The following is a 21,423-nucleotide window of genomic DNA, read 5'->3' on the forward strand; positions in this document are numbered from 1 at the left end:
AAGCCCCATATGGATCTCCTCAATGATTCCCTATCATCGTCTCCGTGCCTCAGTTCAGTAAGCCGCGCGCGCGGCACTCCTCCAAAGAACTCGGACGCCGCCTGCTTCGTCGGGCGGCGCTCAGCGTCCTCGCGGTAGTGCTCTTCGTCGTCTCCGGCGCAGGCTTCGCCTGGCACAACATCCAGTCCCGAGTGGCCTGGTTCAACGTCGACAGCATCCTCTCCGAGGACGACCGCCCCGGGACGAAGCCGCCGGACAGCTACGACGGCCGAGCCGTCAACCTGCTGGTGCTGGGCACAGACTCCCGCTCCGGGGACAACAACGTGGACGGCTCGGAAGGCAGCGACGAGGTCTCCGTGGCCCGCTCGGACACGGCGCTGGTCATGCACATCTCCGCCGACCGCAAGCGCGTCGACGCCGTCTCCATCCCCCGCGACACGCTGGTGGACATCCCCGAGTGCAAGAGCCTTGACGGTGAGACCACCGGCGCTGAGGAGGACGGCCAGTTCAACTCCGCCTTCGCCAACGGTGCCGGTACCGGCAACGACAAGAAGGCCGTCGCCTCCGGAGCCACCTGCACCCTCAAGACAGTGGAGAAGATGACGGGTATCCGTATCGACGACTTCGTCGTCGTCGACTTCAACGGCCTGTCCAAGGTGGTCGACTCCCTGGGAGGAGTGAACGTGCACGTCGACGAGGCCATCGACGACTCCGACTACACCGGGCTGACGCTCGACGAGGGCTGCCAGAAGCTGGATGGACAGACCGCCCTGCAGTATGCCCGCGTCCGCCACGGCGTCGGCGACGGCTCGGACATCTCCCGTATCTCCCGCCAGCAGAAGCTCATGAACGCCATGGCCAGCAAGGCCCTGTCCTCCAACGTGCTCACTAAGTCCGGCTTCCTGACCAGTACCCTGGAGACGCTGACCACCTCGGAGCACATCGGCCAGATCGGCAACCTGTCGGGCCTGGCCTACTCCATCCAGGGCGTCGGCATGGACAAGATCAACTTCATCACCATGCCGAACGAGGCGGCGGACGACGAGAACCGGGTGGTCCCCAGCGAGAACGCCAAGAAGGTCTGGACCGCTCTCAAGGAGGACAAGCCCGTCCCGGCCGAGGCCGCAGCACCGGCGACGACGGATGTGGACGCCGCCGCGGACGACCAGGCCGCTTCGGAGGAAGGGGCCGCCGAGCCCACTGAGGCGGAGGCGGCCGCGACGCCGGCTCCGCAGACGCAGGCTCCGCAGACGGGCTCCTCCTCTCAGCAGCCCACCGCGAAGCCAAGCGCCCAGACGTGCCCCGCCTGAGGCAGGATCCTAGGCGTGACTCCGACAGACGACTCGCTCCCGCCCTCGATCACCCCCGGCTCCGGTCGGGGAAAACCTCCGCGTCGGCAGCGTCCCATCGACGCGGTCAACCAGCGCAGCCGCGAACGCAGCGAGGCCCCCTCTGGCGAGGCCGGCAACGACCCCGCCGGCGGCTCCCCGCGCCGCCCATCCCCACCGGGCCCCGGGCCGTCGTCGGCCCCAGCCCGCCGGCCTGAGCGGCACTCGGTGCGGCCCCAGCCCGCCGGCCTGAGCGGCACTCGGTGCTGGGTCATCAGGACGGCACCGATGAACGGTCCTCTCAGCGGGCCTCGCAGCAGGCCCAGCAGCCGCCCTCCGTCCAGCCGCGCAGAGCCTCAGCCGCTCCCCGCAACGGCAGTCACGCTCGAGCCGGGTCAAGCGCGGTGCCCCTGGGATCGGAGGCCGACGGGCGGAGCGCCACGGCCGAGCCTGAGCGCACCCGGGCGATGCCCGCTCGGCGCGGAACCTATCCCGTGAGCGCCCAGGGTCTCCAGTCCCCGGAGGAGCCGGTGCCGGGCGGGCCTGCGCTCGAGCCCGAGCCGCCCCGCAAGACGAAACGTCCCCGGCCGCCCTGGCGCCGGATCCTGCGCTGGACGGTCATCGTCATCGTCATCGTCCTGGCGCTCATCGCCGCCCGGGTCGCCTGGCTGTGGAACGACGTCTCCTCCCAGCTCCACCGCGTCGACGCCCTGTCCGGGGCGGCAGACACGCCGGGCGAGACCTGGCTCATCGTCGGGTCGGACGCACGTGGCGGTGTGATCCAGGACGACACCGAGGGTGCCCGCGCCGACTCAGTCATGCTGCTGCACAAGGCGGAGAACGGGCAGACGAGCCTGATCTCTCTGCCGCGCGACACCTTCGTGGACATCCCCGAGTACGGGGAGAACAAGATCAATGCGGCCTACTCCTTCGGCGGCCCCAAGCTGTTGGTCCAGACCGTCGAGAAGCTCTCCGGCCTGACGGTGGACCACTACGTGGAGGTCGGCATGACCGGCGTCTCGCAGATGGTCGACGCCGTCGGCGGGGTCGACGTATGCCTGGACTACGACGTCGCCGACGAGGACTCGGGGCTGGTCTGGGACACCTCCCAGGGCAAGTGCCAGACGGTGGACGGGACGAAGGCACTGGCCTACTCCCGGATGCGCAAGTCGGACCCGACCGGTGACGTCGGGCGCGGTCTGCGCCAGCGCGCCGTGATCTCCGCAGTGGTCTCCAAAGCGGCCTCACCGACCACCGTCATCTCCTTCTCCCGTCAGGACGCGCTGGTCGACGCCGGTACGAACGCTCTCACGGTGGATGAGAACGCTGGCACCATGAGCATCGCCAGGATGGTGCTGGCCTTCCGCTCGGCCTCCGGCGACAGCCTGACCGGCGCCCCGCCCATCGAGGACACGGCCTACTCCCCCGAGGACGCCGACATCGGCGAGACGGTGCTGCTGCAGGACACGACCGCGCCCGACTTCTTCTCCAAGCTGCGCGACGGGAAACTGACAGCAGCCGACTTCAACCAGTCCTGACGCCGAACACACCGAATACGAACATGTGCGGGCCGGTTCCCCCGGGAAGGGGGACCGGCCCGCACACAGTGGTTTTCAGGACCGCTCAGCCGAAGTGGGGCCGGTTCGGGTCCGCCTGCCAGGAGGTGTAGGAGGAGGTGACGATGTCGTCCAGGTCGTGCTCGGCCCTCCACCCCAGGACCTCGCCGATGCGGGTGGCGTTGCCGATGAGCTGGGGCGGGTCGCCGGCGCGGCGGGCGAGCTCCTCAGAGGCCAGGTCCAGTCCCGTGGAGGCGATCACCTTGGAAACGACCTCGCGCACCGAAGCGCCGTGGCCGGTGCCGACGTTGAAGACGTGCTCGGCCATCTCCTGGCCGCCGGCCAGGTAGTCCAAGGCAGCGATGTGCGCGACGGCCAGGTCCTTGACGTGGATGTAGTCGCGCACGCAGGTGCCGTCGGGGGTCGGGTAGTCGGTGCCGAAGATCTTGGGGGTCTCGCCCTTGGAGAGACGGTCGAGCACCATGGGAATGAGGTTGAGGGTGGCCATGTCACCCAGGTCGTCCCAGCCGGCGCCGGCGACGTTGAAGTAGCGCAGGCCGGCCCAGCGCAGCCCCCAGGCCTTCTCGGCGTCGGCCATCATCCACTCGCCGATGAGCTTGGTCTCGCCGTAGGGGTTGATGGGGTGGCAGTCGATGTCCTCGGGTACGACCTCCACCGGGGGCATGCCGTAGACGGCCGCCGAGGAGGAGAAGATCATCTGGTTGACACCGGCCTTCTCCATGGCCAGCAGCATGTTCGCCAGACCGCCCACGTTCTGCTGGTAGTACCAGGCGGGGCGCTCCACGGACTCCCCCACCTGCTTGCGGGCCGCGAAGTGAATGACGGCGGTGACGCCGCGCGAGCCCATGACCTCGGCAAGAGCCTCGGGGGCCTGGCCACTGGCGACGTCGAGCTCGACCAGGTCGGCTCCCGTGACTCGCTCCGGCGTTCCGTAGGAGAGGTCATCGACGACGACGACCTCCTCACCGCGCTCGAGGAGAAGTCGGACCACATGCGCGCCGATGTAGCCGGCGCCTCCAGCAACGAGAATGCTCATGCCCTCAGTCTACACACGATCCCCCAGAACCGAACAGAAACGAACTTAGATATCGCCCCGAAACCCTGCGTCGTCGCGCACTCAGGAGCCGTAGCACCACACCCACAATCAGTCCTAGCATCATGGTAGGACCACCCCCTGGGTATACGTTCCGGTCGCTCTCATCTTCGGGATCACCCCGGACCCGACGCCATACTTGAGCTTCGCAGATCACTGGCTCACGACGTCAAGCACGGAGCGGCCATTGCCCCTGGAGCAGCCACCGGCTCGCTGGCGTGGAGGATCGCGGCCGTCGCCGGCGTCGCGACATTCGTCACCCAGGTACCGACGGCTTTCGAGATTCTCCGTTGGGCGGGCGCGATCTACCTGGGGTTTCTCGGGGCGCAGTCGATCACCAAGGCAGGAAAGTGGATCACACCAGGGAGCCCTGAAACGCTATCGAAGACTGTGCCCGCGTCGAGGGCCTTTTGGACCGGCCTCATCGCGGATCTCCTCAATCCGAAGATGGGGGTCTTCTACCTCGCGGTGATCCCGCAGTTCATTCCCCGAGGCGGGCCTGGCGTGGTCGATGGCGCTCATGGCGATCGAGTTCGTCATCGCGACCATCGCCTGCCCATGTACGCGGTACTCGCGTCATCCGCGAGAAAGATCCTCACTCGGTGCACAGTCGCGGCCTGGATGGAACGAGTCCTCGGCGGCGTGCTCGTGGGCTTCGGAGTCCGCGTAGCAGTCGGGTAAGTCTCACGCGCCACTCCAACGCGCGTGGTGTCGGTCTGCACCGTCGCAGCCGTGCTGCCCGGCCATCCGCCTACACTGCACGACCCTCAGGTGCCGTTGAAGGGGACATCGATATACGTCACGACGGCTGGGGGTACGTGGAGCGCGGTCACCTGCCGGCCAGTACGACCTAAGGATCATGAGGCATGCCGGTGGCCTCCGGATCAGCCCCGCAGGCGCTCGCGCAGAGCGGCACCCTTGGCATGGGCAACCTCACCCAGATCCTTCTGGAAGGCGCGCATGGCGGCGGCCAGCCGGGTGGCCTCCTCCCCCTCTCCGGAGGCCAGGATCCGCACCGCGAGCAGTCCGGCATTGCGGGCACCCCCGATGGAGACGGTGGCCACCGGCACCCCGGCGGGCATCTGCACGATGGAGAGCAGAGAATCCATTCCGTCGAGGTACTTCAACGGCACCGGCACCCCGATCACCGGCAGCTCGGTGACGGCCGCCAGCATCCCGGGCAGGTGCGCCGCTCCCCCGGCGCCGGCGATGATGACCCGCAGTCCCCGCTCGGCGGCGGCGCGCCCGTAGTCGATCATCTCAGTGGGCATGCGGTGGGCGGAGACGACATCGGCCTCATAGGCCACGCCGAACTCGTCTAACACCTCAGCGGCGGCACCCATGACCGGCCAGTCCGAGTCCGAGCCCATGACGATGCCGACCACCGGCCGGGCCTTACTCACCGTCGTACCACTGACCTCACTCATGCGCTGTCTCCTGTCTGTGTGTGCTGCTTGCCGTGTGATCGTGCTCGGCTCAGGCGTCCCCGCGCAGGATGGCGACGACGTCGCGCGCCTGCTCAACGACGTCGGCGACCTCCTGGTCCGACCCGACCGTCATGTTGACGTGCCCGAGCTTGCGCCCGGGGCGCCACTGCTTGCCGTAGAGGTGGATCCGGGCGTCGGGCTGGGCGGCCATGGCCCGAGACAGAGCGTCGGCACCCGGCTCGCGCCGGCCGCCGATGAGGTTGACCATGACGGTGGTGGGCGCGGTTGCCTCGGTGGCACCCAGCGGCAGGTCGAGCACCGCCCGCAGGTGCTGGGCGAACTGGCTGGTGACCGCCCCGTCCTGGGTCCAGTGCCCGGAGTTGTGGGGCCGCATCGCCAGCTCGTTGACGTACAGGCGCGTGGGCTCCCCGAAGGTCTCGACGGCGAAGAGCTCGACGGCGAGCACCCCGGTCACCCCGGCGCGCTCCGCCACCGTGCGTCCGATGAGCTCGGCCTCCTCAACCGCGGCCGAGTCGAGGCCGGGCGCCGGCGCCAGGACCTCGGCGCACATGCCGTCCTCCTGGACCGTCTGCGCCACCGGCCACACCGCGATCCGCCCGCTAGGACTACGTGCCAGCAGCACAGCCAGCTCGCGGGTGAAGGGGATGGCCCGCTCCACCAGGAGGCTGGTCACCACCGCACCGCCGAGGCTGCCTCCCCCGCCGGCCCCCTGACCGTCGCTCTGACCTGCGCGGGCACGAGCCACCGAGGTGAGCCACTCGACGGCCTCCCCCTCATGCAGGGACTCGGCGCTGCGCACGAGTAGGACCCCGTGGCCGTCGTAGCCGCCGCGAGGCGTCTTGAGCACCACGGGCCAGCCGTGCTCGGCGGCGAAGGCCTCGACGGCGTCGGACATCTCCTGGGCGGTCTCCTGCTGCGGTCCACCGACCTCCACCCAGGCGGGCTGTGGAAGCCCGGCCTCGCTCATGGCCCGACGCATGGCCAGCTTGTCGCGAGCCAGCTCGAGGGCCTGCGGCGTGGGTTGGACGCTGACGCCCTCGTCCTGGAGACGCTCCAGAAGGCTTGAATCCTGATGCTCGTGCTCGAAAGTGAGAACCGCCACCGGCTCCCCACCAGGCCCCTGAGTACCGTCACCTGCGGTGACGGCGCGCACGGCCGCCTCGTCGTCGGCCGCACCGACAGGAGCGTCGACAACCACCTGGCCGGTGGAGCCGTCAGCGGCCTCCACCAAAGACCTGAGATGGATGCCCAGGGCGCTGGCCTCCTCCTGCATCATGCGGGCCAGCTGCCCGCCTCCGATCACGGCAACAATGGGTGCGCTCACGACACCAAGGCTACCGCCCGCTGCCCGCCCCCACCGCAGGCCGGGCGCGAGACCGTAGGCTGGAGGTCGTGACGCCACCGCTCCTCCATCATCGCCATCGACGGCGCACGGCCCGACCTCGCGCCTGCCCCGGGCTGTGCAGGTCCTGGTCGTCTGGGCGGCGGCGAGCACCCTGACCTTCCTCATCCTGCGGCTGGGGGCCCAGGACACGCCTGCCACCCCATGGGGCGGTGCCGCTCCGTCCTGGGGGGAGCACATGCGCTTCTGGGACGCCGGCTGGTACAACCGGATCATTGAGGAGGGCTACCCCGCCCGGCTGCCGGTCGGCGCCGACGGGCGGGTGACGCAGAACACCTGGGCCTTCATGCCACTGCTGAGCGGCCTGGCCTCCCTGCTGACCTGGACCGGCTGGTCCTTCTACGTGCGCGCCGCGATCGTGTCGATCCTGGCGTCGGCGGGGGCGGCGGTTGTCATGGACCGCTGGCTCTCGCCGCTGCCGGGGCGGCGGGTCTCCTTGTGGGCGGTGGCCCTGGTCTGGTCCTCACCGTGCGCGGCCGCCCTTCAGGTCCCCTACGCCGAGTCCCTGGGGCTGGTGCTGGTGGGGCTGGCGCTGTGGCTGGCGAGCCGAGGCCGGGCGCTCGCTGCGGTCCCCTTCGCGGTGGCCGCCTGCTTCGCCCGCCCCATCGGCGTTCCCCTGGGGGCGGCGCTGGGGCTGTGGTGGGCCTACGAGGTGGCCTGCGCCCGGGGCTGGTTCCCGTCCGCCTGGTTCCAACGTCTCCTGCCGGGGCACGGTCCCCAAAGTCCGAGCGGGCGCTGGCAGCTGCTGGTCCTGGCACTGACCACCTGCACCGCGGCCCTGGCCTGGCCTGCGATCGCCTGGCTGGCCACGGGCCGCCAGGACGCCTACACCGCCACCGAGACCTCCTGGCGCGGCGCTGACCTGGCGCCCTTCATCCCGTGGCTGACCCGCCTGGGCGACTGGGTGGGCCCACACCTGGGACTGGCCCTGCTCGCCGTCGTGCTGGTCGCCGTGGGCCTGCTGCTGAGTGCCCCGAGCCTGCGCGCCCTGGGGCCCGCGGCCTGGTTCTGGTGCCTGGGCTACCTGCTCTACCTGCTGGCCTTCTTCGACCCGACGACGTCGGTGCTCCGCCTCCTGCTGCCCCTGGCCCCGGCCGGATGGGCGCTGGCCGCCGTGGCGGGCACCACCCGTCGGCGACTGGCGCTGTTGGCGACCTGCGTCGTCGGACAGCTCGTGTGGGTCTCCTGGGTATGGGACTTCGGTAGCGTCACCATCCACTGGGTGCCATGACTCACGTCCGCTTGCACGACCTGACTAATACCGGCATAGGATGCCCGTCATGACGCGCACCTCCGATAATTCCCTGGCTCAGCGGCTCATCGCCCTGATCAAGGAGTTCATGCAGTTCGGCATGGTGGGCGCTGCGGCCTACGTGATTGACGTCAGCCTGTTCAACCTGGTCCAGCACGGACCCACCGGATTCCTCTCCGGGCACCCGAACTCCTCCCAGCTCCTGGCCTCGGCGATCGCCACCGTCTTCTCCTGGCTGGCGAACCGCTACTGGACCTATCGGGGCCGAACCCAGAAGAACGTGGCCCGCGAGGCCACGCTGTTCGTCATCGCCAACCTGGGCGGAATCGCCATCACCCAGTTCTGTCTGCTCTTCACCCACCACGTGCTGGGGCTGACCTCACCGCTGGCGGACAACATCGCGGCCTACATCGTCGGCTTCGGACTGGGGACCGCGTTCCGCTTCATCTTCTACCACTACATCGTCTTCACCGGGCACAAGAACCGAGGCGCCGGCGACGACGCCGACAGCGGGGACCACACCGGTGACGACGCCGAGCCCCGGGTCCCAGCCGCAGTTCGTCCCTGAGCGCGCGAGCTGGTGGGCGCCCCGAGCACTCACCGGCAGGGTGCCCGATTCCACAGCCCGGAGGGGACCACTCTCACGGCGTGACCACAGGGGTACCGCTTAGCCTTGCACGGTGACTGCCCTGACCGCCTTGGCCCCGGCACTGGATCTGCCCGCCGCCCATCCTGCGTCCCTCCCCGCCGCCCACGCCCCGATGCTCGGCCCCGAGTGGCTCGACGCCGCCAATCTCATCACGACCATCGTCGAATGGTTCGGCCCCTGGGCCATCGTCGGCGTCATGCTCGTCATCTTCGCCGAGACCGGTCTGCTCGTCGGCTTCTTCCTGCCCGGCGACTCCCTGCTCTTCACCTTGGGGATGTTCGTGGGCACCGGCGCCGTCGGCGTGCACATCTGGGTGGCAGCGCCCCTCGTGTGGCTCGCCGCCATCGTCGGCAACCAGACCGGCTACCTCATCGGTCACAAGGCGGGACCGGCGATCTTCAACCGGCCGGACTCCCGCCTCTTCAAGCAGGAGTACGTCGATCGCACCTCGGACTTCTTCGAGCGCCACGGAGGCAAGGCCGTCACCCTGGCCCAGTTCGTGCCGATCGTGCGCACCTTCACCCCCGTCATCGCCGGCGTCGGGAAGATGAACTACCGCCACTTCATCACCTTCAACGTCCTGGGCGCCACCTTCTGGGCCTTCGGCATCACCTGGCTGGGCTACCTCCTGGGCTCCTTCGAGTGGATCCGGAAGAACATCGACGCCATGATCCTCGTGATCGTCTTCATCTCGGTGGCGCCGATGCTCATCTCCGCCATCTCGAAGTTCATGAAGTCCCACCGCCAGAAGTCCTGACGCTCCTTCCTCTCCGTCTCCTCCCGGTGGAGGCACCACAGGACTCGACGACTGCCCCGGGGATTCAGCCTTTCGGGCACCATGGGTTGCATCGGCAAGTGGCGCGGACCGATGTGACCCGGGCTGTGGCCTTCCTCGTGGTGCTCCACTGGTACTTGCACGATAATCGGGTGCCACTGGGGGACACATGGGTGCACTCCACGAAGGCCCCGGCACCGTGCAGTACGGACAACCCCTGGCCAGTGCAACCCCACCCTCGTGCAGTAGCCGGCCTGAAGGGGCCCCGGCCTGCTGGCGCCCCGGCGGCCAGGGCGACGACGCCGACTACCGGCAACCGGAGCCGATCCAGATGGGCCTGCCGCTTTTCCGGCTGCGCCAGCAGGTTCTCGTGACTCAGCAGCCACTCCCACGACCACCGCCGTCACCGACTCGACGAAGGGGCGGGTATTCGGTGACTCCCCCGGGCACGGTCAGCAGCTACGACAGGGAGTCGTGCGCGTCGGCCAGGTATCCGTTGGCAGTGGTGGCGGTGCAGGAAACGATGCTCATCGGGATCCGTACAGGCGCCAGCCGGGTCAGAAGCGGCGGCGTCGGCCTACGGAGACCAGCGCGCCTTGCGGCAGGACGTTGTTGGGGTCCAGGGACTTGGGGACGGCGTTGAGCAGGATGGAGAAGACGGCGGGCTTGCGCTGGGACAGCTCGATACGACCGCCGTCGGCCTCGACAAGATCCTTGGCCAGCGCCAGGCCCACACCGGTGGAACCGTAACCGGATACGTGCCGCTCGAAGACGTGCGGGGCGATGTCCTCCGCCACGCCCTCGCCCTCGTCGGCGATGTCGATGAAGACCGCATGGCCGCCGTTGGCACTGCGCACGTTCACCGACGTCGCCCCGGCCCCGTAGCGCAGGGAGTTCTCGACGACGGTGGCCAGCACCTGGGCCAGAGAACCCGGCGTGGCCAGGACCGGTTGGCCGATCTCATCACGGAAGGTGATGGTGCGCCCGACCTGCTCGAAAGCCGGCTCCCACTCCTCGCGCTGCTGGGCGAAGATGTCCTTGAGATGGAGGGCCTCAGTGGTTCCGCCTCCAGTGCGGCGCGAGACCTTGAGCAGGTCCTCGACGACGCCGGTGAGCCGCTCGACCTGCTCCAGGCAGGCATGGGCCTCGGCCCGCACCTCCTCCTCACCGGCGAGCAGCTCGATCTCCTCCAGGCGCAGGGAGAGACTGGTCAGTGGTGTGCGCAGCTGGTGCGAGGCGTCGGAGGCGAACTGGCGCTCGGCGGCGATACGGCCGGCCACGCGCTCGGCCGAGCGCACCAGCTCGGCCTGGACCAGGTCGATCTCCTCGATCCCTGAGGAGCGCAGCCGCGGGCGGACCTGACCGCTGCCGAGCTGCTCGGCCTCTGCCGCCAGGTAGATGAGGGGCGCGGAGATACGCCTGGACGCCCGGGAGGCCACGACGGAGGCCGCCGTCAGCGCGGTGGCGGTGAGAACCAGGACTGTGAGGATGACCGTGCCGATGATGGTGACCCGGTTGCCGCTCCCGGCGGTGCGCAGCGCACTGGCGATCCAGGCGCCCCCCAGTGGCAGTCCCAGCAGGAGGATGGCCACAGACACCGCTGCCATCGTCATCGTCATGGCGTAGCGACGCACGGCTGTCCTCCTTCAGACACGGTCAGTTGTCAGGGGCGGTCTCTCGACGCAGCAACGTCCGACAGACCGCCCCGGTCGGCAGCTCAGCCGACAGCCAGGCGGTAACCGTCCCCCTGGACCAGCAGGAGCGCGGGCTGCTCCTCGTCATCACCGAGCTTGCGGCGCAGCCACGTGGCATGCATCTGGAGGGTCTGGGGGCTGCCGGTGGGGTCCTCCCCCCAGACCTCCTTGAGGATGTCCTCGCTGGAGGCGACGTCACCGCCGGCGCGCACCAGGACGCGCAGCAGCTCGAACTCGCGGGTCGTCAGCTGCAGCTCGCGCGAGCCGACGAAGGCACGGTGGGCGGCAACATCGACCCTGATCTCACCGACGCTCAGCTCGTCCTCCGTCGCCTCGCCCGAGGCACGGCGCACCTGCGCCCGCACCCGGGCCAGCAGCTCGGCCAGGCGGAACGGTTTGGTGACGTAGTCGTCGGCCCCGGCATCCAGGCCGACGACGAGGTCGGAGTCCTCACTACGTGCGGTGAGCATGAGGATCGGAATGGTCAGTCCCTGGGCTCGCACCTGACGGGCGACGTCCAGGCCATCGATGTCTGGCAGTCCCAGGTCCAGCACGATGATGTCAGCAACCGAGACCTCCTCGAGAGCGCCTTTGCCGGTGCCGTGAGTGAGGACCTCATAGCCCTCGCGCCCGAAGGCGCGGGCGAGGGGCTCGGAGATAGCGGGGTCGTCTTCGACGAGCAGAACAGTTGTCACATCCGCGATGTTAGGCGACGACGCAACGACCCGCCATCGTCTCCTGGGCGGAGAAGAAATCAAGACGAGACAAAAGGGGAGGTGATCGTCGGCATCCTCGATCGGGAGAGAGGCTGTTTTCTCAGGAGATACGGCAGGAAACTGCGACTCTGCCGTGACGCCCCAGTGACCGGACAACCAAAGAATAACGAGATGATAACGGACGCCTCGGGTCGTGCGAGCCGGGTTCAGGACCGGGTCGGGGACGTCCTCTCCAGGGACCAGGGCACGATCTGCCCCAGCCCCTTGGCCACGACCTCATGGCACTGCCCCACCCGGTAGCGACTGGCCTGGGGCGAGTGCAGGATGGCCATGGCGGTGGACTCATCCAGGCGGATGCCCCCGGGGTCGGCCGCGTCCACCAGCCGCGACGCCAGGTTGACGGTGGGGCCGAACACGTCCCCGGAGCGGGAGATGACCCTCCCCTCGACGAGGCTGGCGCGGACCCGGATGGCGTCGGGCCCCTTTTGAAGCTCATCGACCAGGGCGGTGACGACGTCGGCGGCGACCAGCAGGTCGTCGGAGATGTACATGACGGCGTCGCCGATCGTCTTGACCACGCGGGCTCCCCGCGAGGTGATGACGTCGCGGGCCGTGTTCTCGAAGTCCTCCAGCATGTGGGTCAGGGCGGCCTTGCTCATGCCCTGGGCGCGCTGGGTGAAGGAGACGATGTCAACGAACCCCAGTGAGCGGATGAGCGGATAGAGGTCCGGCCCCGTGTCCTCGCGGCCACGGGTGGAGACCTCGGCGTCGGTACGGCCCAGGATGGAGGCCATGTGACGGCGCCACACGTAGGTCAGCTGACGCGACAGAAGATCCACGAGCCCGTCGATACGGTCCAGAGCGACCAGCCTCGCCGAGGTGTCGTCCAGACCGAGGCGCTCGCTGAGGTCGGTGACGAAGGTCTCCAGCTCCCACAGGACCAGGCGGTCCATCGTGTAGGACTGCGCTCGCAGAAGCTCAAGCACGCTGGCCCAGGCCAGAGCGGAGTCGCTGGTCTCGTCGAGCAGCGCCACGGTGTCTTGAAGCGCGGCGACATCCTGCTCAGTGAAGTGGACCGCATCGGGCTGGACGTCGGCGAAGCCCATGGCGCGCCAGAACTTCTGCGCCATCTCCAGACTGGTTCCGGCCCGCTGGGCCATCTCGGTCAGCGTGAGACTGGGGGCCTCTCCCAGCAGCAGGCGCTCATGTCCCGCCAGGGTGGTCCGCTCCACGGGACCCGCCCCGGCGGCAGTCTCACCTTCCGCACGTTGGGCGCCCGCGTGAGCCGCCTGCTGGGCGCCTTCCCAGACCCCGTGTGAGTCCGACGCGCGCCCCTTGCTCGCTTGGCTGTCTAGTACCACCCCGTCAGAGTAGCGCAGATCACAGGCGAATGCCCGTCGGGAGGCTCTCCACCCAGGGCAGCAACCTGCCCGCGCCCCTCCTCCCCCTCGCAGGCTCAGCCTGAGACACGCACCAACGTGACGTCACCCGCACGAACCTCGGTGTCACCCGCCTGATTGCGCAGCACCAGGGCGGGTGTGACATCGACGGCCAGGCCACCGAGCTCACCGTCAGGCGCCTGAACGCTGACCTGCTGTCCCAGAGTGGTCAGCGCCGCGCGCAGCTGGCGCCCGAGAACCCCGTCCCCGGCGTCGACGTCGCCGCAGGCCTCCTCCCACTGCTCCAGGCGCCGGACCAGCTGATGACCGATCGCATTGAGGGCGGCCTCTGCGGCAACTGCGTGCGTAGGACCACTGGCCGCGTCGACCGCACCGAGCGTGCGCAATGACCCCGCCCAGGCCACCGGCAGGTCGTCGACCTCCTGCCCGATGTTGACGCCGATGCCGAGAACGACCATCGGAGCCTCGTCGCGCCCAGCCGGAACCTCGTCGGGTGCGAGCCGCCCATCAGCGCGGTTCTCAGGAGGCTCCGCAGTGACGAGCTCACTGAGGACGCCGGCGATCTTGCGGGTGCCGGCCCATCCGGGCACCGCGGCGACCACCGACGGATCCTCGGGCACGGCGACCACGTCGTTGGGCCACTTGGTACCCAGCCTCCACGGCAGCCCCTCGGCGAACGGCGCCAGCGCGTCGCGGACGGCCAGACCCGCCAGCAGCGGCAGCCAGGCCAGGCGCTCGGAGGGGACGAGGGGCCGCAGAACCACCGAGACCAGGAGCGCACCGTCGTCGGGAGTGACCCAGGCGCGGCCGGACCTTCCTCGGCCCGCGGTCTGCCTCAGTGCGCGCAGGGCCGACAGGTGCGGCCAGGATCCCGCTTCGGGCCCCGTCAGGGCCTCCCGCAGGTCGTCCTGGGTGGATCCGGTGACGGAGACGGTGACAAGGCGTGAGAAGGGAGTAGTACCTGAGCTCATGAGAAGAGCCTAGCGGCCGGGGGCGATATAGGCTGGCGGCGTGATTCTTCTGGCCTCGAAGTCCCCCGGCCGTTTGGCCACTCTGCGAGCCGCCGGCGTCGAACCGCTGGTGCGGGTCTCGGCAGTTGATGAGGACACCGTCCTTCATGAGCTGGCCGACCGTCGCCGGTTGGCAGACCTCCCCGCTCCGAGCCCATCCGAGCAGGTACAGGCCCTGGCCCAGGCCAAGGCGCTCGACGTCGCGGCCTCCACCGACCCCCAGGAGGCAGAGGTGGTCGTGGGCTGCGACTCCATGCTGGAGATCCATGGCCAGACGGTCGGCAAGCCCGACTCGGCCACGCAGGCCCGCGAGCGCTGGCGGGCGATGAGCGGTAGCACGGGGACGCTGTACACCGGGCACTTCCTGCTACGCACCACTGACGGAGCCATCGCCGAGGGGGTCAGCTCGGCCACCATCCGTTTCGGCTCTCCATCTCAGGACGAGATCGAGGCATACATCGCCAGTGGTGAGCCGCTGTGGTGCGCGGGCGCCTTCACCATCGACGGCCTGGGAGGCGCCTTCATCGAGGGCATCGACGGCGACCCGCACGGGGTCGTCGGCATCTCGTTGCCGCTTCTGCGCCGGCTCCTGGCCGATCTGGGGGTGCGTTGGACGGACCTGTGGGCGCCGCCGGCCGGTGGAGAAACCGACTGACGACGCCCACAGATCATGGCGGACGGCGTTGAGGAGCCGTCAGGAGGCCGACGACGCCGAGAGCACCGACGATGCAGAGGAGTCCGGGGCCTGCGCGATGACCTTCATGAGCTCGGCCATGGCGAGCTGCTGCTCCTGGCCGAGACGATCGATGACGTGGCGACGCACACCGTCGAGATGCACCGGGGCGGCATCGCACAGGAAGTCGAGACCGGCCTGGGTCAGCATGCAGTTGACGCCGCGACGGTCCGAGTCGCAGGAGGTGCGTTCGACGTATCCGGCGCTCTCCAGACGCCTGACCGTGTGGGTCAGGCGGGAGCGGGAGTGGGACACGTGCTCGGCGAGGGTGGACATGCGCAGGGTGTGGTCCGGCGCCTCCGACAGGCGCACCAGGATCTCGTACTCGTGCATGGAGATGCCGCAGCCGGCTTCGAGCTCGCGATTGAGACGGGCGGTCACGGAGGTGGAGGCCGCCAGGAAGGAGCGCCAGGCATCCATCTCGATCTCGTCGAGACGACGGAAGCCGTCCTGCTCCGCAGAACCGTCCTGACCGCAGGTCTGCGCTGATTCCTGGCCGCAGGTGCCGGCCGGTTCCTGGCCGCACCGCGTCGAGCCAACAGCCCCAACCGTCTCTTGGCTGTAGGTGGCTTCGACGGCTTCCTGATCGCTCTGGGTCCACTTCATCTCGACGTCCTCAGTGTAGGACGTCGGCTCCACCATCGTTCGCTCTGCGGTAATCACCTTATTCGACTCCTCTCAGCACCGACCCGGATGGGTCATGAACCCTTAAGCTCCTACTTGCTGACGGCCTTTGGCTTTCATACAAGTGCAACTCTGCTTCTTTTTTATCACACTCGGTCAGACGGACAGCGCGTCCACACAGTCACCCAGAAGATCTGACAACTGCGGAGACACCCCTCAAGCCACCTACTTTTCCTTGATATAGCGCGAGATACTCCAATCTCTCCCTCTCTCGAAAAGTAATTCGTGAAGCCTCTTCGCGTCACCCTGACATTCATCAGATTGACAGTAGAATTACCCACCTTTATTACGTAATCATCCCCACTGACCGATGATTGGAGGGGACGAACAATTCGCTTTCACTCTCTCATCTCGCGCCCATCGAGACAACAGCGAATCGCCGTCAGAATTCTCTCCAGCAGATAATCATTATTCCCTCACGGTGCGATAGGTGATCGGTCAGAGCCTACGGCGGCATCCTTGCGCCGGCGTCAGGAAGCCGCCATCACCGGCGCCGCAGGACAAGGCGTCGCCCCTGGGCGATGTCACCGCTGGCAGCGTCGACGCAGAGCCTCGCCCACAGCCCTCCCCCACCGCAGCGAGCGACAGGAACATCGGCAGAACCAATGAATCTCAGGTCAACCTGCTGCTGAGACGACGGCGCGGCGACGGCCAGACTGAGCGCGCCGAGCAGAAGACCGTGGGCGGCGACGGCGTCGGGGCCGGTTCGCAGCCCGGCCGCGGCCGCCCGTCGCGGGAGGATGTGGATGGCGTTGCGATCCCCGGTGGCCTCCGCCCAGGCGGCGACGTCGCCGTAGGTGAGTCGGTAGAGAGCTCCGCCGGTCATCGGATCAAATGCGGTGCCGGGTTCCGTGAGTTTCCCCGTCATCGCCGGCAGATCGGCCGAGGTACGGCGAGCGAGCTCGTGTGTGACCTGCCATGAGCCTCCGCCCACCCGCACCTCAACGGTCGTTCGGATGAGCTCCCACCCTGCACGTCCAGTCCGCCGGACCACCGGGCCCCCGGTGCCCTGGAGCACCTTCGAGGCTCCGGCGCGTACGGAGCACGGGCGCATGAGGCAGCGACGGTGCAGCAGGCCGTCCCATGAGGCGGGCTCGTCGTGGGTCCGCATCCGCTCCTGGACCTGCCGCATCGCCATGACGGCAGGGAGGACGAGCGCGGCACCGCGCAGCGCGGCACGACGCGTCTCAGGCTGGGGCGGTCCGGGCGAGCCCGTCCCGAGCACCCCGGCAAGGACCGCTGCGAGCTGCTCGACGGCGTCGTCGGAGAGACGGGAAGAGTTCACGTCACCGATGCTAGGCGGCGTCCGCCTCAGGCACGACGAAGCCCCGCCGACATCATGTCGACGAGGCTTGCTCCTGGGCCGCAGGCGGCTACGACCTGGATCGGAACGCGCTTCTCAGCGGGTCTCGCGGTGCTCGGTGTGCTTGCCGCAGCGAGCACAGAACTTGGCGATGCTGAGACGGTCGGGGGTGTTCCGACGGTTCTTCTTGGTGATGTAGTTCCGCTCCTTGCACTCCGAGCAGGCCAGAGTGATCTTGGGGCGAACGTCGGCGGACTTGCTGGCCACGTTTGTCTCCTCGTGTCGATCCTCGAGCATGCGACGGGTGCGCTGTACTCGAATGCTTGCGTAGCGGGGGAGGGACTCGAACCCTCGACCTCACGATTATGAGTCGTGCGCTCTAACCAGCTGAGCTACCTCGCCATAGGAACACAATGGGGGCCGTTGGCCCCCGCTGCGAGAGCCCCGAAAGGGAATCGAACCCTTGACCTTCTCCTTACCATGGAGACGCTCTGCCGACTGAGCTATCGGGGCAACGAGCCGAATCCTAGGCAGATCCGAACCGCTCTGGCAATTCGGTCCGCCGTGGCTTCGCTCACTGCGGGCCTCACCGAGATGGCGAGGTGCGATCAACGAGTGATCAGCGTGGCGGGTGAGGGATTCGAACCCCCGTAGCATTACGCGGCTGATTTACAGTCAGCTCCCATTGGCCGCTCGGGCAACCCGCCTCGGCTCCGCGCTCCAGCCTCTCGGCCATCGCTCGGCGCCGTGGAAGAATAGCAAGGCACCGGCGCGCAGCGCCAATCGCCCCCGTAGGACCCTCCTCACAGAACACCCCGCCTAGACTCGGGTCGACTGAAGTCCCCACCCCGGAAAGGACTGCCGCCATGGCCAACGACTCCTCCTTCGACGTCGTCTCCCGCCTCGACCGCCAGGAGGTGGACAACGCCGTCAACCAGTGCGCCAAGGAGATCGCCCAGCGCTACGACTTCCGCGGCGTCGACGCCTCCGTGAGCCTGTCCGGCGACACCATCACCCTGGAGGCCAACACGGCCGAGAGGGTCCTGGCGATCCTGGATATCCTGGAGTCCAAGCTCTTCCGCCGCGGCGTCTCCCTCAAGGCCCTGGACCTGGGGGACAAGGAGCCGCGCCCCTCGGGCAAGATCTACCGCCTGGCCTGCCCCCTGCGCGAGGGGCTCACCCAGGAGGTGGCCAAGAGGATCACCAAGGCGATCCGTGACGAGGGCCCCAAGAGCGTCAAGGCCACGATCCAGGGCGACGAGGTGCGCGTGACCTCCAAGTCCCGCGACGACCTGCAGTCGGTCATCGCCCTGCTGAAGAACCTCGACGTCGACGCCGCCCTCCAGTTCGTCAACTACCGCTAGGCCGACAGGAGGGTGAGAACCGCCTTGACGCGGCGGTGGACGGCGGCGTCGGGCAGCAGGCCGAGCTTGGCGAAGATCCGCTGGGTGTGCTTCTCCACCGCGCCCTCGGTGACCACCATGACCTCGGCGATACCGGCGTTGGTGCGCCCCTCGGCCATGAGCGCCAGCACCTCCCGCTCACGGGGCGTGAGCTCGGTGAGCGGGTCATCGCGCCGGCCTCGCTGGAGGACCTGGGAGACGACGTCGGGATCCAGGACGAGCTCACCGCGCGCCACCCGCTCGACCGCCCCGAGGAAGGCGTCGATGTCACCGACCCGGTCCTTGAGGAGGTAGCCCAGGGCCCCGCCGCCGTCGGCCAGGAGGTCGGGCAGGTAGCCGGCGACGACGTACTGGCTCAGCAGCAGGATGGGCGCACCCGGCCACTGGGCACGGATGCGGGTGGTGGCGCGCAGGCCCTCGTCGGTGTGGGAGGGCGGCATGCGGATGTCGGCGACGACGACATCGGGCCGCAGCCGCAGGGCCTCGCTCACGAGGGCCTCACCGTCCCCCACTCCCCCGACGACCTCGTGGCCGCCGTCGGCCAGGATGAGGGCCAGTCCCTCACGCAGAAGGACGGAGTCATCAGCGATCAGAACGCGCACGGGATCATCGCCTCCACTGTGGTCGGCCCGCCGGTCGGGGACGTGATCGTGAGCCTACCGTCGACACCGTTCAGGCGCTCCACCAGACCGGCCAGGCCGTGGCCCTTGGCGGTCGAGGCCCCGCCGATGCCGTTGTCACTGATCCTCACCTGCAGCGCGCCGCCGACGACGCGGGCCTCGACGCCGGCGGCCGTGGCCCCGGAGTGCTTGTTGAGGTTGGCCAGGGACTCGCTGACGACGAAGTAGGCGGCCTGGGAGACGTGATCGGGCAGGTCCGGCAGCTCGGTGCTCACGGTGACGGGGACGGAGGAACGGGTGGCGGCCTCGGTGATGGCGGCGGCCAGGCCACGGTCGACGAGGACGGGCGGGGCGATGCCGCGGGAGAGCTGGCGCAGCTCGTCGAGGGTCTGCTGGGTCTGGTCCATGGCGCCCTGGATGATCGCCGACGCCGCCACCGGGTCCTTCTCGGCCTGGCGCTGGGCACGGGCCAGGTCCATGCGCAGGCGTACGAGGCGCTGCTGGGGGCCGTCGTGGATGTCGCGCTCCAAGCGGCGGCGGGTGTCGGCCTCGGCCCGCTGGACGGCGGCGCGGGAGGTCTGGAGGCGACTGACCTCACTGCGCCAGGAGAGCATGCCGCGAATGAGCCCCGCCTGCATGGCGGCCAGCCCTCGCAGGACGAAGGGAGCGGTCAGGGAGAAGATGATGCCGGCGCTCAGGTGGATCACGATCTCCCAGAGCAGGGGCGGATACAGCCCCAGAAACTCGGCCAGACTCTGGCTCTGGTCTCCAATGATCGTGTTACGAATCAACTCAAGAATGACGTCGACAATGGGGGAGAGCAAGCCACCCACGGCCAGGGCCAGCCACACAACGGTGAGGACCCAGGTGACCAGGGAGACCGGGAAGTAGACAACGACCCACAGCAGGTCCATCCAGCGCTGAGGGTCACGCAGACGCCGGAAGAGCCGACGGCTCGCGGGGATTCCCGGCTCTGAGATGAGGTAGCCGCCCGGCACCGGCTCACGTCCGTCCAGGCGCGCCACGGCGAGGCGGGCCAGGTTGGCGAAGCTCCCGGCGACGCTCAGGTCGATGACGAGCACCAGCAGCCCCACCCAGATAATGGTGGTGCCCACACCGAGAGCGGTCAACGGCACGGCGAGGCAGAAGGCGAGCAGGCTCAGTGGCCCGCTGAGGAGGAGGAAGACGGCGTCCCTGCCGAGTCGGCGGTAGCGCGCGGCCCATACTGATCGGTTCATGCCTCATATCCTCCTCAGGCCCGGAATCACGCCCAATCCTGCCACCTGGCGAGGCCTCGGTGGGGCTAGCCCGACAACGTTAGCCTGCGAGCCGATCGGTCAGATTGCGGGCGATTTCATCAGCCCACCTCCCATAGCGAGCCTCGCCGGGTCGGCTCAGGCAGTACAGGAGGTTGCCCAGACGGTCGAGGAGCTCGTAGGCGTCACGGCGCTCCAGCAGCTGCTGCGGGTCGGTGGCACCGTTGCACTGCGCGAGCCGCGAGCGCTGGGCGTAGCGCGAGTACCGTGAGTACTCAGTGACGAAGGCGGCGAGGTCATCGGGCGTCATGGGCAGGTACCAGGGCCCGCCGGTCACCCGGCCGCCGATGAGGGCCAGGTCCTTGGCGGTATCGCCGGGGCCCGACCACTCGAAGTCGATGAACCGTGGGACGCCGTCGGGACCGAGGATGACGTTGGTGACGACGACGTCGCCGTGGATGAGCGGGTGGACGGCCACGCCCGCGAAGGCGGGGTCGAGGCGGGCGAGCCCGCGGCGCCAGGCGGGCAGAAGCGCGGTGACGCGAGGGTCGGCGAGGGTGACCGGATGATGCGAGCTCCACCAGGTCAGCAGCCCCTCCCCCTGCTCGCAGGCGCTCGGCACGCTCGCGGGCGACGGCGCAGGACCGGCCGCGAAGGCCGCATGCAGGCGGGCGATCTGGTGGGCGAGGGCGGTCGCGAGCCGCGGGTTCCAGTCGGCGGCGCGCAGGGCCCGACCGGGCACGTAGGTGGTCACCATGTAGGGGGCGCCCAGCGGGTTGTCGGCTCCGGTCTCCAAGGCGATGGCGCTGGTGCCGAGCTCGGGCGGCACGCGCCTGAGGACCTCGAACTCGGCCTCCATGGAGCGGGGCATCTCATGGGGAGGACGGCGAGGAATGCGCAGGACCCGGGCCTGGTCGCCGGAGCCGATCCGACAGGCCGTGTAGCTCTCACCGGCCCCAAGGAATGTGACCTCAGGCGCCCCCGGTTCGGCTGGCAGCCCGCGCAGCCGGTCGGCGTCAACGGCGGTCCGGATGCGTCGAGAGAGAACGTCGTCAGGTGGGAGCAGGCTGCACACTCCCC

21 protein-coding genes and 3 tRNA genes are annotated in these 21,423 nt (G+C 68.7%); 8 read left to right on the forward strand and 16 right to left on the reverse strand.

The annotated features are described in order from the left end of the window. Positions 1 to 44 precede the first annotated feature (44 nt). Entirely contained in the window at positions 45 to 1,310 is a 1,266-nt protein-coding gene (locus tag BQ8008_RS08295; RefSeq protein WP_108833604.1) for an LCP family protein, read from the forward strand. A gap of 485 nt (positions 1,311 to 1,795) precedes the next feature. Next, positions 1,796 to 2,866 (forward strand): LCP family protein, encoded by a 1,071-nt coding sequence (locus BQ8008_RS08300; RefSeq protein ID WP_108834804.1) that lies wholly within the window; start codon positions 1,796 to 1,798, stop codon positions 2,864 to 2,866. 85 nt (positions 2,867 to 2,951) lie between these two features. On the opposite strand, the gene galE is transcribed toward BQ8008_RS08300, so the two are convergent. Beyond that, complete coding sequence (gene galE, locus BQ8008_RS08305) at positions 2,952 to 3,941, reverse strand: UDP-glucose 4-epimerase GalE (protein ID WP_108833605.1); 990 nt, start codon at positions 3,939 to 3,941, stop codon at positions 2,952 to 2,954. Between the two features lie 144 nt (positions 3,942 to 4,085). On the opposite strand from galE, the gene BQ8008_RS14125 reads away from it, so the two are divergent. Further along, entirely contained in the window at positions 4,086 to 4,679 is a 594-nt protein-coding gene (locus tag BQ8008_RS14125) for a LysE family translocator (RefSeq protein ID WP_442778236.1), read from the forward strand. Between the two features lie 203 nt (positions 4,680 to 4,882). Here the strand turns inward: BQ8008_RS14125 and purE are convergent, their stop codons facing one another. Both purE and BQ8008_RS08320 read right to left on the reverse strand, forming a co-directional pair. After that, entirely contained in the window at positions 4,883 to 5,425 is a 543-nt protein-coding gene (gene purE, locus BQ8008_RS08315; RefSeq protein WP_108833607.1) for a 5-(carboxyamino)imidazole ribonucleotide mutase, read from the reverse strand. A gap of 49 nt (positions 5,426 to 5,474) precedes the next feature. Further along, positions 5,475 to 6,770: a 5-(carboxyamino)imidazole ribonucleotide synthase gene (locus BQ8008_RS08320; protein WP_108833608.1), complete on the reverse strand. Its 1,296-nt coding sequence runs from the start codon at positions 6,768 to 6,770 to the stop codon at positions 5,475 to 5,477. A gap of 136 nt (positions 6,771 to 6,906) precedes the next feature. Here BQ8008_RS08320 and BQ8008_RS08325 point away from each other — a divergent pair, with 136 nt between their 5' ends. The 3 genes from BQ8008_RS08325 to BQ8008_RS08335 all read left to right on the forward strand — a co-directional run bounded on the left by BQ8008_RS08325 (position 6,907) and on the right by BQ8008_RS08335 (position 9,506). Continuing rightward, complete coding sequence (locus tag BQ8008_RS08325) at positions 6,907 to 8,079, forward strand: hypothetical protein (protein ID WP_108833609.1); 1,173 nt, start codon at positions 6,907 to 6,909, stop codon at positions 8,077 to 8,079. 49 nt (positions 8,080 to 8,128) lie between these two features. Then, entirely contained in the window at positions 8,129 to 8,668 is a 540-nt protein-coding gene (locus tag BQ8008_RS08330; RefSeq protein WP_199907963.1) for a GtrA family protein, read from the forward strand. Positions 8,669 to 8,780: 112 nt separating this feature from the next. Then, entirely contained in the window at positions 8,781 to 9,506 is a 726-nt protein-coding gene (locus BQ8008_RS08335) for a VTT domain-containing protein (protein WP_108833611.1), read from the forward strand. A gap of 575 nt (positions 9,507 to 10,081) precedes the next feature. Here the strand turns inward: BQ8008_RS08335 and BQ8008_RS08340 are convergent. From BQ8008_RS08340 to BQ8008_RS08355, 4 genes are all read right to left on the reverse strand, one after another. Further along, a complete protein-coding gene (locus tag BQ8008_RS08340; protein ID WP_108833612.1) occupies positions 10,082 to 11,158 on the reverse strand; it encodes a sensor histidine kinase in 1,077 nt (358 codons plus the stop codon). Positions 11,159 to 11,241: 83 nt separating this feature from the next. Beyond that, the gene (locus BQ8008_RS08345) at positions 11,242 to 11,913 is read right to left on the reverse strand and encodes a response regulator transcription factor (RefSeq protein WP_108833613.1); all 672 of its coding nucleotides are present in this window, start codon (positions 11,911 to 11,913) and stop codon (positions 11,242 to 11,244) included. A 227-nt stretch (positions 11,914 to 12,140) separates the two neighbouring features. Continuing rightward, positions 12,141 to 13,166, reverse strand: coding sequence for an adenylate/guanylate cyclase domain-containing protein (locus BQ8008_RS08350; protein WP_234415301.1), 1,026 nt, complete (start codon positions 13,164 to 13,166; stop codon positions 12,141 to 12,143). Between the two features lie 224 nt (positions 13,167 to 13,390). Next, positions 13,391 to 14,305: a biotin--[acetyl-CoA-carboxylase] ligase gene (locus BQ8008_RS08355; protein ID WP_108833615.1), complete on the reverse strand. Its 915-nt coding sequence runs from the start codon at positions 14,303 to 14,305 to the stop codon at positions 13,391 to 13,393. A gap of 40 nt (positions 14,306 to 14,345) precedes the next feature. Between BQ8008_RS08355 and BQ8008_RS08360 the strand changes: the two genes are divergently transcribed. Beyond that, complete coding sequence (locus BQ8008_RS08360) at positions 14,346 to 14,999, forward strand: Maf family protein (RefSeq protein WP_108833616.1); 654 nt, start codon at positions 14,346 to 14,348, stop codon at positions 14,997 to 14,999. Between the two features lie 39 nt (positions 15,000 to 15,038). Here BQ8008_RS08360 and BQ8008_RS08365 read toward each other — a convergent pair whose 3' ends face one another. The 6 genes from BQ8008_RS08365 to BQ8008_RS08390 form a co-directional block, all read right to left on the reverse strand. After that, positions 15,039 to 15,740, reverse strand: a complete 702-nt coding sequence (locus BQ8008_RS08365; protein WP_234415302.1) for a MarR family winged helix-turn-helix transcriptional regulator — start codon at positions 15,738 to 15,740, stop codon at positions 15,039 to 15,041. A 505-nt stretch (positions 15,741 to 16,245) separates the two neighbouring features. After that, positions 16,246 to 17,046, reverse strand: coding sequence for a hypothetical protein (locus BQ8008_RS08370; RefSeq protein ID WP_234415303.1), 801 nt, complete (start codon positions 17,044 to 17,046; stop codon positions 16,246 to 16,248). Positions 17,047 to 17,160: 114 nt separating this feature from the next. Next, positions 17,161 to 17,331 carry a 50S ribosomal protein L33 gene (gene rpmG, locus BQ8008_RS08375; RefSeq protein WP_003779904.1) on the reverse strand — a complete coding sequence of 57 codons (171 nt, stop codon included), beginning with the start codon at positions 17,329 to 17,331 and terminating at the stop codon, positions 17,161 to 17,163. 61 nt (positions 17,332 to 17,392) lie between these two features. Then, positions 17,393 to 17,466 (reverse strand) — tRNA-Met (locus BQ8008_RS08380). A 38-nt stretch (positions 17,467 to 17,504) separates the two neighbouring features. After that, a tRNA-Thr gene (locus BQ8008_RS08385) sits at positions 17,505 to 17,577 on the reverse strand. Between the two features lie 112 nt (positions 17,578 to 17,689). Continuing rightward, a tRNA-Tyr gene (locus BQ8008_RS08390) sits at positions 17,690 to 17,771 on the reverse strand. 159 nt (positions 17,772 to 17,930) lie between these two features. Between BQ8008_RS08390 and BQ8008_RS08395 the strand changes: the two genes are divergently transcribed. Next, complete coding sequence (locus BQ8008_RS08395; protein ID WP_108833618.1) at positions 17,931 to 18,428, forward strand: YajQ family cyclic di-GMP-binding protein; 498 nt, start codon at positions 17,931 to 17,933, stop codon at positions 18,426 to 18,428. On the opposite strand, the gene BQ8008_RS08400 is transcribed toward BQ8008_RS08395, so the two are convergent. The 3 genes from BQ8008_RS08400 to BQ8008_RS08410 all read right to left on the reverse strand — a co-directional run bounded on the left by BQ8008_RS08400 (position 18,425) and on the right by BQ8008_RS08410 (position 21,418). After that, positions 18,425 to 19,069, reverse strand: coding sequence for a response regulator (locus tag BQ8008_RS08400; RefSeq protein WP_108833619.1), 645 nt, complete (start codon positions 19,067 to 19,069; stop codon positions 18,425 to 18,427). The genes BQ8008_RS08395 and BQ8008_RS08400 overlap by 4 nt on opposite strands. Continuing rightward, positions 19,057 to 20,325, reverse strand: coding sequence for a sensor histidine kinase (locus BQ8008_RS08405; RefSeq protein WP_108833620.1), 1,269 nt, complete (start codon positions 20,323 to 20,325; stop codon positions 19,057 to 19,059). The genes BQ8008_RS08400 and BQ8008_RS08405 overlap by 13 nt, the downstream gene beginning before the upstream one ends. A gap of 79 nt (positions 20,326 to 20,404) precedes the next feature. Then, positions 20,405 to 21,418 (reverse strand): phosphotransferase family protein, encoded by a 1,014-nt coding sequence (locus tag BQ8008_RS08410; RefSeq protein ID WP_234415304.1) that lies wholly within the window; start codon positions 21,416 to 21,418, stop codon positions 20,405 to 20,407. Positions 21,419 to 21,423 lie beyond the last annotated feature (5 nt).

The organism is Actinomyces sp. Marseille-P3109 (assembly GCF_900323545.1).
GTDB lineage: Bacteria > Actinomycetota > Actinomycetes > Actinomycetales > Actinomycetaceae > Actinomyces.

What these genes read in the sequence shown, in the direction of transcription:
- BQ8008_RS08300 (WP_108834804.1), top strand. Translation starts at nt 1,796, where the DNA reads ATGCCCGCTCGGCGCGGAACCTATCCCGTGAGCGCCCAGGGTCTCCAG.
- galE (WP_108833605.1), bottom strand. Translation starts at nt 3,941, where the DNA reads ATGAGCATTCTCGTTGCTGGAGGCGCCGGCTACATCGGCGCGCATGTG.
- purE (WP_108833607.1), bottom strand. Translation starts at nt 5,425, where the DNA reads ATGAGTGAGGTCAGTGGTACGACGGTGAGTAAGGCCCGGCCGGTGGTC.
- BQ8008_RS08330 (WP_199907963.1), top strand. Translation starts at nt 8,129, where the DNA reads ATGACGCGCACCTCCGATAATTCCCTGGCTCAGCGGCTCATCGCCCTG.
- BQ8008_RS08355 (WP_108833615.1), bottom strand. Translation starts at nt 14,305, where the DNA reads ATGAGCTCAGGTACTACTCCCTTCTCACGCCTTGTCACCGTCTCCGTC.
- BQ8008_RS08395 (WP_108833618.1), top strand. Translation starts at nt 17,931, where the DNA reads ATGGCCAACGACTCCTCCTTCGACGTCGTCTCCCGCCTCGACCGCCAG.
- BQ8008_RS08405 (WP_108833620.1), bottom strand. Translation starts at nt 20,325, where the DNA reads ATGAACCGATCAGTATGGGCCGCGCGCTACCGCCGACTCGGCAGGGAC.